The organism is Agrobacterium sp. 16-2014-1-2a (assembly GCF_053522705.1).
This window is the reverse complement of sequence record NZ_JBNWBX010000003.1, coordinates 552,911-566,104: the sequence shown is the minus strand read 5'-3', so window position 1 is coordinate 566,104 and position 13,194 is coordinate 552,911. Positions and strand designations below refer to the sequence as shown.

Genomic DNA, 13,194 nt, shown 5'->3' with positions numbered 1-13,194 from the left:
CCCACGTTTCTCTTTCTTCTCATATTCAATTGTCAAAAAACAGACCGCTCATTGCAGTCACAAAATCAAACCCCAAAAGCAAAAGCCCTTGGAAAACAACAAGCAGTCAGCTCATCAACATGATTTCTTTAGAACGAAAGACTTCGTCGCCAGCAGCGCCGCCGCCCTCGTTCAGTGAGCGGACTTATAAGAGATCACCCTCAAACAAGTCAACACACCAAAATACAAATTCTAAAAAAAACATTCAAAGTATTGATTTTAAAGGATAGTTTGAAATTAGTCATACAAACTAACAGATTTTAACGTTTCGGAGCTGCATGACGGGAGCTAGGACTTTTCCTACCACGACGAGGGCGCTCTCTTGGGCATTGCAGGCATTGCGCCCTTCCCAGTCTTATTCGGAAGACGGGCTGAAACGGGCGACCAGAGCGTGCGCATTGCCGGGATAGGTGAAGCGTACATAGGTGACGGCACCCGAATTGCTCCATGTGCGCCGCTCCACGACAAGGCAGGCCTGCCTGTCGGAGATACCCAACAGGCGTGCCACATCTTTCGAAGGCGTTTCGGCACTGATGCGGTGTTCGGCATTGCTCCAGGGAACATGGCCAAGCAGCCAGGGTCCGGGTGCAATCTCCGTGAAGTCGATTTCAGCGGCATCGGGAACGGTTGCCAGATTGACGAGACGCTGCTCGATACAGAATTCCCGCGTGCCCGCAAAATGAATGCAGACGATATCGAGCAGCGATGTACCAATGGCAATATCGAGACTTGTCCGATCCTCACGCTTTGCGACACGCTGCGTGCGCTTCAGAACCTTGAAGCCATATTCCAGGCCAAGGGATTCGACTTCCGCCCTGATATCGTGGATTTCGAGAACCGCGGACTGGATCTGCGGCTGGCGGACGAAACTGCCGGATTTCTTGCGGCGCTCGATCAAGCCGGCCTTCACAAGCTGGCCCATGACCTTGTTGACGGTCATGCGGGAGCAATCGTAGTGGGCGGCGAGATCAACCTCGAAAGGCAACCGGTGACCCGGCGGCCATTCGCCCGATACGATCCGGCCCTCGATATCGCCGAGGATTCGCTGGTGCAGGGTTTGCCCGGCCGATGCTTTCGTCACGTCCGCAATGCCTTCCAACGGCTCGATGTCGTTCCTATCGAGCGCATATCAGCTATCGACAAGTTCGGCCATGACCTTGTTGAAGCGATCCGATATTTCATGGCGATGGACGTGCCGGCCCGCTTGCACCAGTTTTTTACCGCGCACCCAGACGGTATCGACATGGACGCTACTCGCGAACATCCACTGGTCGAGAATCTGGGATGCCGGAAGATGGGGAACGGCCGAGCAATCAAGCGCGACAAAATCAGCGCTTTTTCCCGCTTCTATCTGATTTTTTGAATCCAGCGCCCTGCCACCGCCTTGAAGCGCCTGCTGGAACAGTTTCTCGCCCGTGGAACGGCCGGCATCGGCGATGACATTGCGCGCCCGAAGCGACAGGCGCTGCGAATATTCGAGCATCCGCAATTCTTCCGGCACGGAGATCAAAATGTTGGAATCCGAACCGACACCGTAATGGCCGCCTTCCGCGATGAAACCGGGAGCGGGGAAGATGCCGTCGCCAAGATTGGCCTCGGTGATGGGGCAAAGGCCGGCAACGGCACCGCTTTTTGCCATGCGGCGGGTTTCGGCTTCCGTCATATGCGTCGCATGGATAAGGCACCAGCGATCATCGACCGGTGCATTCTGCAAAAGCCACTCCACCGGCCGCGCACCTGAAAAGGCGAGCGAGTCCTCGATTTCCTTGACCTGCTCCGCCACATGAATGTGGATCGGGCCGCCTTTCGCCAGCGGTTCGATCGCCGCCAGTTCTTCACCAGTTACGGCACGGAGACTGTGTGGCGCGATGCCGAGCGTTGCACCGGGAAGCCCATTCACCACGGCTTGGGCGCCCTGCATGAGCCTTTCGTAACTGTCGAGCGAATGGATGAAACGTTTCTGACCGTCGATCGGCGGCTGACCGCCGAAACCGGAATGCGCATAAAATACCGGCAGCAAAGTCAGGCCGATCCCCGTTTGCGAGGCGGCGGCACCGATACGTTCGGCCATTTCGGCGATATTGCCGTAATGCGAACCATCCATATCGTTATGCAGGTAATGAAATTCACCGACCCGTCCAAAACCGGCTTCCAGCATTTCCATATAAAGCTGGGCAGCAACCGCGTCGACATGATCCGGTGTCATTGACAGCGCGAACTTGTACATGACCGTGCGCCAGCTCCAGAAGCTGTCATCGGCAGGTCCGCGAATTTCAGCAAGCCCTGCCATGGCCCGCTGAAAGGCATGGCTGTGGAGATTGGGCATGGCTGGCACGATAACGGCATGCCGTTCATCCTGCGGCTGCGGAGAAACACCGGTTTCGACGGATGAAACAGCACCGCCCCTGCAGTGGATGCGAACATCTTGCACCCACCCATCGGCCAGAAGTGCTGCGCCCGCGTGAATTACCGTCATGCCACCCTCTCCTCTTGATCTCTTCTGACAAGGCCACGTCGCATACGAAATTACGGCTTGCCAACATGATTATTATGTATATACATTTGGCACATAAAAGAAAGGCGAAAAGCAAATGCCAGGGAACAAATATACAAAGGGAATGGCGACGGGTGACACTACCGCATTGTGGCGCAATGCCCGGCTGGCGACGTTTGATCCTACCATGGATGGCATCGGCGCTATCGAAAATGCTGCCATTGCCATACGCAACGACCGCATCGTCTTTGCCGGCGCCGAAAGCGATCTGCCCGCCGACCTGGCAACGGCCGACGAGATAACCGATTGTGAGAGACGCTGGATCACCCCGGCCCTGATAGACTGCCACACACATCTGGTCTTCGGCGGCAACCGCGCCATGGAATTCGAAATGCGCCTCAATGGCGCGACCTATGAGGAGATCGCCAAAGCGGGCGGTGGTATCGTTTCTTCGGTACGCGACACGCGCGCCCTCTCGGAAGAGGCTTTGGTGGCACAGGCATTGCCCCGTCTGGATACGCTTCTGGCGGAGGGTGTCTCGACCCTCGAAATAAAATCCGGTTACGGTCTTGATATCGAAACCGAACTGAAAATGCTGCGCGTCGCCCGCAAACTTGAGACACTACGGCCCGTTAGAATCGTCACCAGCTACCTGGCCGCGCATGCGACACCGGCCGAATATAAGGGCCGTAACGCCGACTACATTATGGACGTGGTTCTGCCGGGGCTGGAAAAAGCCAATGCGGAAGGACTGGCGGATGCGGTTGACGGTTTTTGCGAAGGCATCGCCTTTTCCGTTGAGGAAATCACCCGGGTTTTCGAGGCGGCAAAACAGTACGGTCTCCCCGTCAAGCTGCATGCCGAACAGCTTTCCAACCTCGGCGGTACGGAGCTTGCCGCATCCTACGGTGCGCTTTCCGCCGATCATCTGGAATATCTTGATGAGGCCGGTGCAAAAGCACTGGCTAAAGCAGGAACGGTGGCCGTGCTTCTGCCCGGGGCCTTTTACGCGCTCCGGGAAAAACAGCTGCCCCCGGTTCAGGCCCTGCGCGATGCAGGCGCTGACATCGCGCTGGCTACCGATTGCAATCCTGGCACCTCACCACTGACTTCCCTGTTGCTGACCATGAATATGGGTGCCACGCTTTTTCGCATGACGGTGGAGGAATGCCTGACGGCGACCACACGCAATGCCGCAAAGGCGCTCGGCCTGCTTGCGGAAACCGGCACGCTGGAAGCAGGAAAATCCGCTGATTTCATCATCTGGGATATCGAACGCCCGGCTGAACTTGTCTACCGCATCGGCTTCAACCCGCTCCACGCCCGCATTTTCAAGGGACAGAAGGTTTCTACATGACTATCACGCTTCACCCCGGCAATGTGACCCTTGCTGAACTTGCCGCAATCTACTGGGATAACGGCACAGCGAAACTCGACCGTTCGTTCGATGCCGGCATAGAAAAAGCAGCGGCCCGCATCGCCGAGATCGCCGCCGGCAATGCGCCGGTCTATGGCATCAATACCGGTTTCGGCAAACTCGCCTCGATCAAGATCGACGCAGCCGATGTTGCGACGCTGCAGCGTAACCTCATCCTGTCGCATTGCTGCGGCGTCGGTGCGGCGCTTCCGGAAAATGTCGTGCGCCTGATCATGGCGCTGAAGCTGATTTCGCTTGGTCGCGGCGCCTCCGGCGTGCGGCTGGAACTGGTGCGGCTGATTGAGGACATGCTGGAAAAGGGTGTCATCCCTTCCATTCCGGAAAAGGGTTCGGTCGGAGCGTCGGGCGATCTCGCACCGCTTGCCCATATGGCCGCCGTGATGATGGGCGAAGGCGAGGCTTTCTATGAAGGTACGCTTCTGCCCGCCGGCGAAGCTCTCACTAGAGCCGGGCTGACCCCGGTCGTGCTCGCCGCCAAGGAAGGGTTGGCGCTGATCAACGGCACGCAAACCTCGACGGCGCTGGCGCTTGCCGGTCTTTTCCGCGCTCACCGCGCGGCACAGGCAGCGCTGATAACAGGTGCGCTTTCCACCGATGCCGCCATGGGTTCTTCGGCTCCGTTCCATCCCGATATTCACACATTGCGCGGCCACAAGGGCCAGATCGATGCGGGGGCTGCACTGCGCAACCTGCTGGAAGGATCCGAAATCCGTGTCAGCCATATCGAAGGCGACGAGCGCGTTCAGGATCCCTATTGCATCCGCTGCCAGCCGCAGGTGGACGGCGCCTGCCTCGATCTTCTGCGACAGGTAGCCCGCACGCTTGAAATCGAAGCCAATGCCGTGACGGACAATCCGCTGGTCCTTTCCGACAATTCCGTTGTATCCGGGGGCAACTTTCACGCTGAACCGGTGGCATTTGCCGCCGACCAGACGGCGCTTGCCATCTGCGAAATCGGCGCGATCGCGCAACGCCGCGTGGCACTGCTTGTCGATCCGGCTCTATCCTATGGCCTTCCGGCATTTTTATCGAAAAAACCGGGGCTGAATTCTGGCCTGATGATTGCCGAAGTCACCTCCGCTGCGCTGATGAGCGAGAACAAGCAGATGGCTCATCCGGCTTCGGTCGATTCGACGCCAACCTCAGCCAATCAGGAAGACCATGTCTCCATGGCCTGCCACGGCGCGCGCCGCCTGCTACCGATGACGGAGAATCTTTTCGCCATCCTCGGCATCGAGGCGCTTTCGGCGGTTCAGGGCGTTGAGCTGCGTGGGCCATTGAAAACCAGCCCGGAGCTGCAAAAGGCAATCGCCGTGCTGCGTCAGGCGATCCCTTCACTGGAAGAGGACCGTTATATGGCACCCGATCTGAAGGCGGCATCCGACCTTATTGCTACCGGCGCTCTTGTGTCCGTGATTTCCGACGGCATTCTTCCGAAGCTGGAGGCGTAAGATGCGCGTCTTCGATATTAAAGAAGGCACATCGCCCGTCATTCTCGGCCTGCCCCACACCGGCACCGATGTTCCGGCAGCGATTTGGCAACGCTTGAACGACAACGGCAAGATGCTTGCCGATACCGACTGGCATATTCATGATCTCTACGCGGATCTGCTCCCCGACGCGACGACGGTTCGCGCCACCTTTCACCGTTATGTGATCGATGCCAACCGCGATCCTGAAGGCGTTAGCCTCTATCCAGGACAAAACACCACAGGCCTTGTTCCGGAAACCGATTTCGACGGCAAATCGATCTGGAATGAGGGGCAGGAACCGAATCAGGACGACATAGTCTCTCGGCTGGAAACGTTTCATGCACCCTATCACGCGGCCCTTGCCGCGGAAATTGAGCGGGTTAAGGCCATTCACGGCATCGCCATTCTCTATGATTGCCATTCGATCCGCTCGCATATCCCGTTCCTGTTCGAAGGCAAGCTGCCGGATTTCAACATCGGTACGGATATGGGCAGGACCTGCGACCCAGCCATCGAGACAATGGCGGTCGAAGCGACCGCTGCGGCAGAAGGTTACACCAGCATTCTCAACGGTCGCTTCAAGGGTGGCTGGACGACACGCCACTACGGAAAGCCCGAAACCGGCGTGCACGCCATCCAGATGGAACTGGCGCAATCCACCCATCTAACGACAGAGGCACTGCCGTTTGCCTATGACGACGCCAAGGCCACCAAGCTTCGTATCCACCTGAAAGACATTCTCACGCGCATCGAAACGACTGCGCTGACACTCGCACACACCAAAAGGGGAACCAAATGACCAATCCTCGTCACAATATCCGCGACGTACGCGCTGCGCGTGGAACCGAGCTGACCGCGAAATCGTGGATGACAGAAGCGCCGCTGCGCATGCTGATGAACAATCTCGATCCTGAAGTGGCCGAGAACCCGCACGAGCTGGTGGTTTATGGTGGCATCGGCCGTGCCGCCCGCACCTGGGCGGATTTCGATAAGATCGTCGCTACCCTGCGCGATCTCAACGAAGACGAAACGCTGATGGTCCAGTCCGGTAAACCGGTCGGCGTGTTCCGCACCCACAAGGATGCGCCGCGCGTGCTGATTGCCAACTCCAACCTCGTGCCGCACTGGGCGACATGGGATCATTTCAACGAGCTGGATAAAAAGGGTCTTGCCATGTACGGCCAGATGACCGCCGGTTCGTGGATCTATATCGGCAGTCAGGGCATCGTGCAGGGCACCTACGAAACCTTCGTGGAGGCCGGTCGCCAGCACTATAATGGCGATCTCACAGGCAAATGGGTTCTGACCGGCGGCCTTGGCGGCATGGGCGGCGCCCAGCCACTTGCCGCCGTGATGGCCGGTGCCTGCTGCCTTGCCATTGAATGCAATCCCGATTCGATCGATTTCCGTCTGCGCACCCGCTACGTCGATGCCCGCGCCGAAACTCTTGATGAGGCGATGGAGATGATTGAGCGCTGGACCGCCGCCGGTGAGGCAAAGTCCGTCGGCCTGCTCGGCAACACCGCTGAAATCCTGCCGGAAATGGTCCGCCGCGGCATCCGTCCAGACATGGTAACCGACCAGACCTCGGCGCACGACCCGATCAACGGCTATCTGCCGAAGGGCTGGACGATGGCCAAGTGGAAGGAAAAGCGCGAGAGCGACCCGAAAGCCGTCGAAAAAGCTGCCCGTGCCTCAATGCGCGAACATGTCGAAGCGATGATTGCCTTCCAGGACATGGGCATTCCGACTTTCGACTACGGCAACAATATCCGCCAGGTGGCAAAAGAAGAAGGGCTGGAAAACGCTTTCGCCTTCCCGGGCTTCGTTCCGGCCTATATCCGCCCGCTGTTTTGCCGCGGCGTCGGCCCGTTCCGCTGGGCGGCACTATCGGGTGATCCGGAAGACATCCGCAAGACCGACGCCAAGGTGAAGGAACTGCTGCCCGACAACAAGCACCTGCACAATTGGCTTGATATGGCCGCCGAGCGCATCGCCTTCCAGGGCCTGCCGGCGCGTATCTGCTGGGTTGGCCTTGGTGATCGCCATCGTCTCGGTCTTGCTTTCAACGAAATGGTCAAGAACGGCGAGCTCAGCGCTCCGATCGTCATCGGCCGCGACCACCTCGACAGCGGCTCCGTCGCCTCGCCGAACCGCGAGACCGAAGCCATGCAGGACGGTTCGGATGCCGTATCCGACTGGCCGCTGCTGAACGCGCTGCTCAATACCGCATCCGGCGCGACATGGGTTTCCCTGCACCACGGCGGCGGTGTCGGCATGGGCTTTTCCCAGCATTCCGGCATGGTCATCTGCTGCGACGGCACCGATGACGCGGCCCGCCGCATAGAGCGCGTACTGTGGAACGACCCGGCAACCGGCGTCATGCGCCATGCCGATGCCGGTTACGAAATCGCCGTGGAATGCGCAAAAGAGCAGGGTCTGCGACTGCCCGGCATTCTCGGTAACTAAAGAAAAACTCGGCGCAGTCTTCAGGCTGCGCCGTTTATCTGATCCGGGAAGAGAGCCGCGATCCACCCATCGTACAGTGCCGACAGCGGTGCCGCATCAGTTTCGACGCCGCTGTCGGCGGCCGGTGGAACTTCTGGTCTGTCTGCGGCTTTCTTCCGTTGCCGTTTTTAACCGACCGACTGTATGCTCGTTTGAAAGCCGCGCTAACCGTTAGGCAGGCATGAAGGACATGGTAGATCAAAGAATGGTGCACAGGTTCCTTCCGCTTGCCTTTACCCTCCTGCTCGGGGCACTTCTTCCGGTTTCCGCTACGAATGCCGTGGCGTCCGAAAAGCAGCAAAATGTTCCCGTGCGGATCGATGTGGGCGGCTACAAGCTGAACAGCATCTTGGTCGAGCCGGAAAAAAGCGCCGAGCTTCCGCCGATCCTCTTCATTCACGGCGCAAGCGCCAGTCTCTATGATCCGATGTTTTCGTTTCTCGAAAAGCTGAGAGGCCGTGCAAAACTGCTATTTGTCGACAGGCCAGGGCACGGCAATTCGGATATCGGCGGCAAGGCAAATATTCTCCCGGATGGACAGGCGGACGCCATTGCCCAGCTTATGAAAAAGCGAGGTGTCCCGAGAGCGATTATCGTCGGACATTCCTTTGGTGGCGCCATCGCGGCATCGCTTGCGGTCCGTCATCCGGAGATGGTCGCGGGCCTCGTATTCCTTTCTCCCGCTGTCTATCCATGGGAGGGTGGCATCGCCTGGTATTACACAGCGGCAAATGCGCCCTTTACCGGTCCGCTGTTCAGCACCTTCATTGCTCCGCCCGCCGGTCTCCTGGCATTGGATCAGGCAACGCGCGGTGTTTTTGCACCCAATTCCAGACCCGCCGGTTATGTGGAAGCAACGCATTCCGTAGCGGCCCTGCGGCCCAGGGCCTTTCGGCACAATGCGCAGGAGGTCGCGGCTCTCAATGAATGGGCGCGTGGAGCTTCCTCGGAGTATCGGCGCATCACGGCACCAACCGTCATCATAACCGGTGATACGGACACGATCGTCTCGCCAGAGGTGCATTCCCGTCATCTCGCCAGAGATATTCGCGGCTCCACTTTGATCGTCGTGCACAATCTCGGGCATAAATCTGACTATGTCGCCAGTGACCTTGCCATTGCCGCGATCGAAAAGGTTGCCGGCCGGCCATCCGATTTAAAGGCGGTCCAAAAAACGATTGAGCGACGCATCGAGAATGATCGCGGATCGTAAACTTCCGCCCCCGCCCCCTTAACGACCCGATTCTGGACATCACATGAGAATATTACGCGCTTCCGAATACAAAACCATGCCGTGGAAAAATGGCGGCGGCGTTACGGTGGAAATCGCCATCCATCCGCCGGGTGCTTCCGTGGATGCATTCGACTGGCGCGTCAGCATGGCGACCGTTGCTCAGGACGGACCATTTTCCAGCTTCCCCGGCATAGACCGCACGCTTGCGATTATCGAGGGAAACGGCCTTGCACTCGCTATTTCGGGTCATGAGCCGGTGGCGCTGACGACGAAGAGTACCCCCCTGCCCTTTGCCGCCGATGTTCCCGTGGATGCGACCCTGATGGACGGCGCGATAGTCGACCTGAACATCATGACGCGCCGCTCATCCTTCGCCCACGGCGTGCAAAGACTATCCGGCAGCCGCTCGATGCAAGCGGCAACGGGAACAAGGCTGATCCTCGCGCTCGATCCTCTGACGGTCGCCGTCAACAACGACACAGCCCGGCTGGAGAAGCTGGATAGCGTTTTCATCACGGAAAGCGTGCCGTTCACCATCGAGGCAGATCATGGTGAAGGCATATTCTTTCTGATCACGCTACAAGATATCTGAAGCGCCGCAGCCTCAGTCCAACCCCAGCGGATCGGCCACCCGTGGCCATAGCTGGAGGCTTGCCTTGCGATAGGCGGTTGTGGCCGGATCGGTCGGATAGGAAGTGGGCGCGGCGATATAAACGATCTCGGAAGCGACCGGCGCAAAACCCGCATGGAAGTGGTTGGTGGACTTCACCAGCAGCACGTCTTTCCTGGCAAAATCAATGCCGAGATTGGAAAAGATATCCGGCTCATAAGTTTGCGTGCGGCTGGTAATGAGAATGATATCGATTTCCGTTCCGACCGGTCGAACGACGGCGGCGCGGCCGAGCGTGACGCGGCTATTTCGGAAACTCTGCCACCCTGCTTCTGCAGTGCGCATGACCCTGATCCGGAAATCGAGCGGCTCGCCACCTTCGGGACTGGATTTGCCGCCAATACGCAGATCAATCTCCGCCCCCTCGCCTGCCGCGTGACAGAAAGACACAGCAATCGGATCCCAGATCGTTGCCACACCGATATTGTCCATGCCGCGCTCCACCATGCGCCGCAGAATATGGGTGGCATCACCCGCAACGCCGCCACCGGGATTATCCCATATATCCGACACCACGACCGGCATATCCGGATGCTCACTACGAATGGCGAGAGCCCTGTCGAGACCCGATTCCGTGTCGAGCATCGGCATGGCAGTCAACTTGCGCATGGCATAAAGCTCATGGCCGAGTTTTTCGGCCAGTGCGTCGCCTTTTGCCCTGTCATTATCTGTCACGACGACGATACGCGTGCCCATATCTGGTACATCGCCTGCCATGAAACCGTGAATGACGGAAATAGACAGCACGCCGTCCTTACCCTCCAAAGCCTTCAAACGGTCAACATAAGAACGCATCGGTTCGCGGCTGGTGGGGTAAATGGTGATCATGCGGCAATTGAAAGTGGAAATAACCGGCCTGATTTCTCCGCGCAGGGTGCGAAGTGCCAGTTCAACGACGTGCTCACCACGTTCCTCAAAATCCGTATGCGGGAATTCCAGAAACGTCGCCATTATATCGAGATTTTGGACCCTTAAAGGGGTCAAATGGCTGTGGGGATCGAATTCCGCCGCGATCAGTACGTCGGGACCAACAAGCGTGCGGACATGTGACAGGAAATCACCTTCCGGATCGTCATAACCCTGCGCGACCATGGCGCCATGGAGACCAAGAATTACCGCGTCGACCGGCAGTGCGGCGGCAAGCTCGGCGAGAATCGTATCGCGCAGCGTTTCATAGGTCTGGCGCTGTATCAGCCCCGCCGGTTCCGCCCAGCAGGAGGTACCCTCGATTACCGTAAACCCTTCCGCTTTGCCGCGCCGGCGTAGAATTGGTACCGGTGAGGAGCATAGTGTCGGCGTTTCCGGATGTTCGCCGGGCCCAGCGTAAAAAGCCGCGCGAAAGGCGTCCATGTCCGTCGGGACGGGTGAAAACGTGTTGGTTTCGGTGGCAAGCGATGCCGTGAATATGCGCATGACTGTCATTCTCGTTGCCGATGCCCGCTTTTCAGCAGCATTTTTTTGCAATTTAATTAGCCGGGTAATGTTACCAGACGGTGCCGCGTGCTGTGACGTCTTCCACCCGCGTCACGATACCGTTTCGATGGAAAACCATCCTGTCGAAAAGATTAGTAATGACGCAGGTGTGGTTCGGCACAACCTTGACCAGCTCACCGATTTCCGGCCGCCCCGATGTGCAGCCCGACAAATCGACCACCGCATGTTCTTCCGAAAGCGACATGATTTTCGCGCCTTCATACCCTTCAATCAGCCCGTAATCGCTGAACCCAAGGAGATCGGAGGTCAAAGCCTTGGAGCCACAATCGAGCACAGCGCGATCAGGTGTCGGTCGCGACACCACGGTGGCAAGAACATGCATTGCCAGGTCGCCAGCGGTGCAATGTCCGGCGCGCAGCATCGAACGATCATTATATACATAGGTGCCCGCCCGATATTCGGTTGCGGAGGGAACGAGGTGAGCAGAGAAAAAATCCGGTGAGCCGCCACTGGAGCGAACCGGGCAGTCAATGCCTTTTTCCGCAAGCAACGCCATGGTTTTCCGAATGAAGTTCTCCACCTTTTCAGCGCCACCGGGTGCCGGATAGGTCAAAATGCCCTTGAAATTGAGGCCCGGTGCCGCGACGATCTTTTCTGCAAGCTGCAACACGGCTTCCGGGGTCTGCACACCGCAGCGTTTTCCGCCGGTATCGCATTCGACAAGAACGGAAAGCGGTCTTTCCGCATCGAATGTGCCGGCAAGGCCGGCAATCGTCACGGCACTGTCGGCAACGACGCTCAGCTGCCCTAAACGCGCATTCAATGCCCTCAGCCGCGAGAGTTTCGCCACGCCGAGGATATTGTAGGTAATGAGGATGTCGTCGAAACCGGCATCCGCGAAAACTTCCGCCTCGCTGACCTTCTGGCAATTGATGCCGATGGCGCCCGCCTGAAGCTGCTGCTTCGCAATGGCTGGTATCTTATGTGTCTTGATATGGGGGCGAAAAGCCATGCCATGTCCATCAAGATAGGACTGCGCCCGCGCAATATTGGCGGCAAGTCGGTCCTCGTCGATCACGGGCATCGGCGTCGAGATCGCATCGAGTGGGGTGCCTTCGTCAGGCCAGGGGTAGGTCATTGTCAAACGCTCTCAGAATCGGAAATTGGCAATCAAACCAGTGGCTTATAGGCGATAACATCCATTTCAACCTTCGCATCGACCATCAGGGGCGACTGCACGGTTGAACGTGCCGGTGGATGATCGATGAAATATTTCTGGAAGACCGCGTTGAAGCTCGAAAAATCCCGAGCATCATCCAGCCAGACATTGACCTTGACGACATCGGCAAGTGTACAATCCGCAAGCGCCAGAACATCCATGATATTGGCCACAACCTGCTCGGTCTGAGCCACAATGCCGCCAGTTACTACTTCACCATCGACGGTTGGCACCTGTCCAGACACATAGACGAAATCACCGGCCCGCACGGCCTTGGCAAAAGGCCTGCGCTGTCCGCCAGCCTGAGCGTCAGCCGTCTCGAATCGTACCAGTTTCTGCTTTTCCATAGATGCCTCGCAAATAATTTTCATGGAAATCGTATTTTTAAGGGTTTAATAGCTCTTTTTGCATCAATATTCCACAAGTGATGTAAATAATTTAGCAATTATGTAAATCATCAACTCGCGGACGGATGGACGTCACGTTGAGATATTCGTATCGCCGCACGTTGTCGAACCGAATGATGAGACTCAAAACCTATTGTCTGTCGCGATCTATGGAAGCGGTTATTGGCTGAGCCAAGGCTCTTACTAACCCTTAGCTCTATCGCGTAATGAGGAAGCCCGGTACATTCGGATGGTTGCCTGATGAGAGAAATAGAGAGGTTAGCCGCGGCAAACCTCAGT

11 protein-coding genes are annotated in these 13,194 nt (G+C 57.6%); 6 read left to right on the top strand and 5 right to left on the bottom strand.

What is annotated here, in order from left to right:
- Nucleotides 1-394 precede the first annotated feature (394 nt).
- Together hutC and ACQZ45_RS14205 are read right to left on the bottom strand one after the other, a co-directional pair.
- Entirely contained in the window at nucleotides 395-1,120 is a 726-nt protein-coding gene (gene hutC / locus ACQZ45_RS14210; RefSeq protein ID WP_025595286.1) for a histidine utilization repressor, read from the bottom strand.
- A gap of 48 nt (nucleotides 1,121-1,168) precedes the next feature.
- On the bottom strand, nucleotides 1,169-2,515 hold the full coding sequence (locus tag ACQZ45_RS14205) for a formimidoylglutamate deiminase (protein WP_448742298.1): 1,347 nt from the start codon (nucleotides 2,513-2,515) through the stop codon (nucleotides 1,169-1,171).
- A 115-nt stretch (nucleotides 2,516-2,630) separates the two neighbouring features.
- Here ACQZ45_RS14205 and hutI point away from each other — a divergent pair, with 115 nt between their 5' ends.
- From hutI to ACQZ45_RS14175, 6 genes are all read left to right on the top strand, one after another.
- Nucleotides 2,631-3,890 carry an imidazolonepropionase gene (hutI, locus tag ACQZ45_RS14200; protein WP_060642499.1) on the top strand — a complete coding sequence of 420 codons (1,260 nt, stop codon included), beginning with the start codon at nucleotides 2,631-2,633 and terminating at the stop codon, nucleotides 3,888-3,890.
- Entirely contained in the window at nucleotides 3,887-5,422 is a 1,536-nt protein-coding gene (hutH, locus tag ACQZ45_RS14195) for a histidine ammonia-lyase (protein WP_025595289.1), read from the top strand. The genes hutI and hutH overlap by 4 nt, the downstream gene beginning before the upstream one ends.
- 1 nt (nucleotide 5,423) lies before the next feature.
- A complete protein-coding gene (hutG, locus tag ACQZ45_RS14190; RefSeq protein ID WP_065660392.1) occupies nucleotides 5,424-6,242 on the top strand; it encodes an N-formylglutamate deformylase in 819 nt (272 codons plus the stop codon).
- A complete protein-coding gene (hutU, locus tag ACQZ45_RS14185; RefSeq protein ID WP_025595291.1) occupies nucleotides 6,239-7,912 on the top strand; it encodes a urocanate hydratase in 1,674 nt (557 codons plus the stop codon). The genes hutG and hutU overlap by 4 nt, the downstream gene beginning before the upstream one ends.
- Before the next feature lie 220 nt (nucleotides 7,913-8,132).
- Nucleotides 8,133-9,164, top strand: coding sequence for an alpha/beta fold hydrolase (locus ACQZ45_RS14180; RefSeq protein ID WP_029658852.1), 1,032 nt, complete (start codon nucleotides 8,133-8,135; stop codon nucleotides 9,162-9,164).
- 43 nt (nucleotides 9,165-9,207) lie between these two features.
- The gene (locus ACQZ45_RS14175; protein WP_025595293.1) at nucleotides 9,208-9,777 is read left to right on the top strand and encodes a HutD/Ves family protein; all 570 of its coding nucleotides are present in this window, start codon (nucleotides 9,208-9,210) and stop codon (nucleotides 9,775-9,777) included.
- Nucleotides 9,778-9,789: 12 nt separating this feature from the next.
- Here the strand turns inward: ACQZ45_RS14175 and ACQZ45_RS14170 are convergent, their stop codons facing one another.
- The 3 genes from ACQZ45_RS14170 to ACQZ45_RS14160 form a co-directional block, all read right to left on the bottom strand.
- Nucleotides 9,790-11,268, bottom strand: coding sequence for a M81 family metallopeptidase (locus ACQZ45_RS14170; protein WP_025595294.1), 1,479 nt, complete (start codon nucleotides 11,266-11,268; stop codon nucleotides 9,790-9,792).
- Between the two features lie 70 nt (nucleotides 11,269-11,338).
- Complete coding sequence (locus ACQZ45_RS14165) at nucleotides 11,339-12,427, bottom strand: D-TA family PLP-dependent enzyme (RefSeq protein WP_003511637.1); 1,089 nt, start codon at nucleotides 12,425-12,427, stop codon at nucleotides 11,339-11,341.
- 32 nt (nucleotides 12,428-12,459) lie between these two features.
- Entirely contained in the window at nucleotides 12,460-12,855 is a 396-nt protein-coding gene (locus tag ACQZ45_RS14160; protein WP_003511636.1) for a RidA family protein, read from the bottom strand.
- Nucleotides 12,856-13,194 lie beyond the last annotated feature (339 nt).

Bases quoted from the DNA above. Each gene is read 5' to 3' on its own strand.
- ACQZ45_RS14205 (WP_448742298.1), bottom strand. From the start codon at position 2,515: ATGACGGTAATTCACGCGGGCGCAGCACTTCTGGCCGATGGGTGGGTG.
- hutI (WP_060642499.1), top strand. From the start codon at position 2,631: ATGCCAGGGAACAAATATACAAAGGGAATGGCGACGGGTGACACTACC.
- hutH (WP_025595289.1), top strand. From the start codon at position 3,887: ATGACTATCACGCTTCACCCCGGCAATGTGACCCTTGCTGAACTTGCC.
- hutG (WP_065660392.1), top strand. From the start codon at position 5,424: ATGCGCGTCTTCGATATTAAAGAAGGCACATCGCCCGTCATTCTCGGC.
- hutU (WP_025595291.1), top strand. From the start codon at position 6,239: ATGACCAATCCTCGTCACAATATCCGCGACGTACGCGCTGCGCGTGGA.
- ACQZ45_RS14180 (WP_029658852.1), top strand. From the start codon at position 8,133: ATGAAGGACATGGTAGATCAAAGAATGGTGCACAGGTTCCTTCCGCTT.
- ACQZ45_RS14175 (WP_025595293.1), top strand. From the start codon at position 9,208: ATGAGAATATTACGCGCTTCCGAATACAAAACCATGCCGTGGAAAAAT.
- ACQZ45_RS14170 (WP_025595294.1), bottom strand. From the start codon at position 11,268: ATGCGCATATTCACGGCATCGCTTGCCACCGAAACCAACACGTTTTCA.
- ACQZ45_RS14165 (WP_003511637.1), bottom strand. From the start codon at position 12,427: ATGACCTACCCCTGGCCTGACGAAGGCACCCCACTCGATGCGATCTCG.
- ACQZ45_RS14160 (WP_003511636.1), bottom strand. From the start codon at position 12,855: ATGGAAAAGCAGAAACTGGTACGATTCGAGACGGCTGACGCTCAGGCT.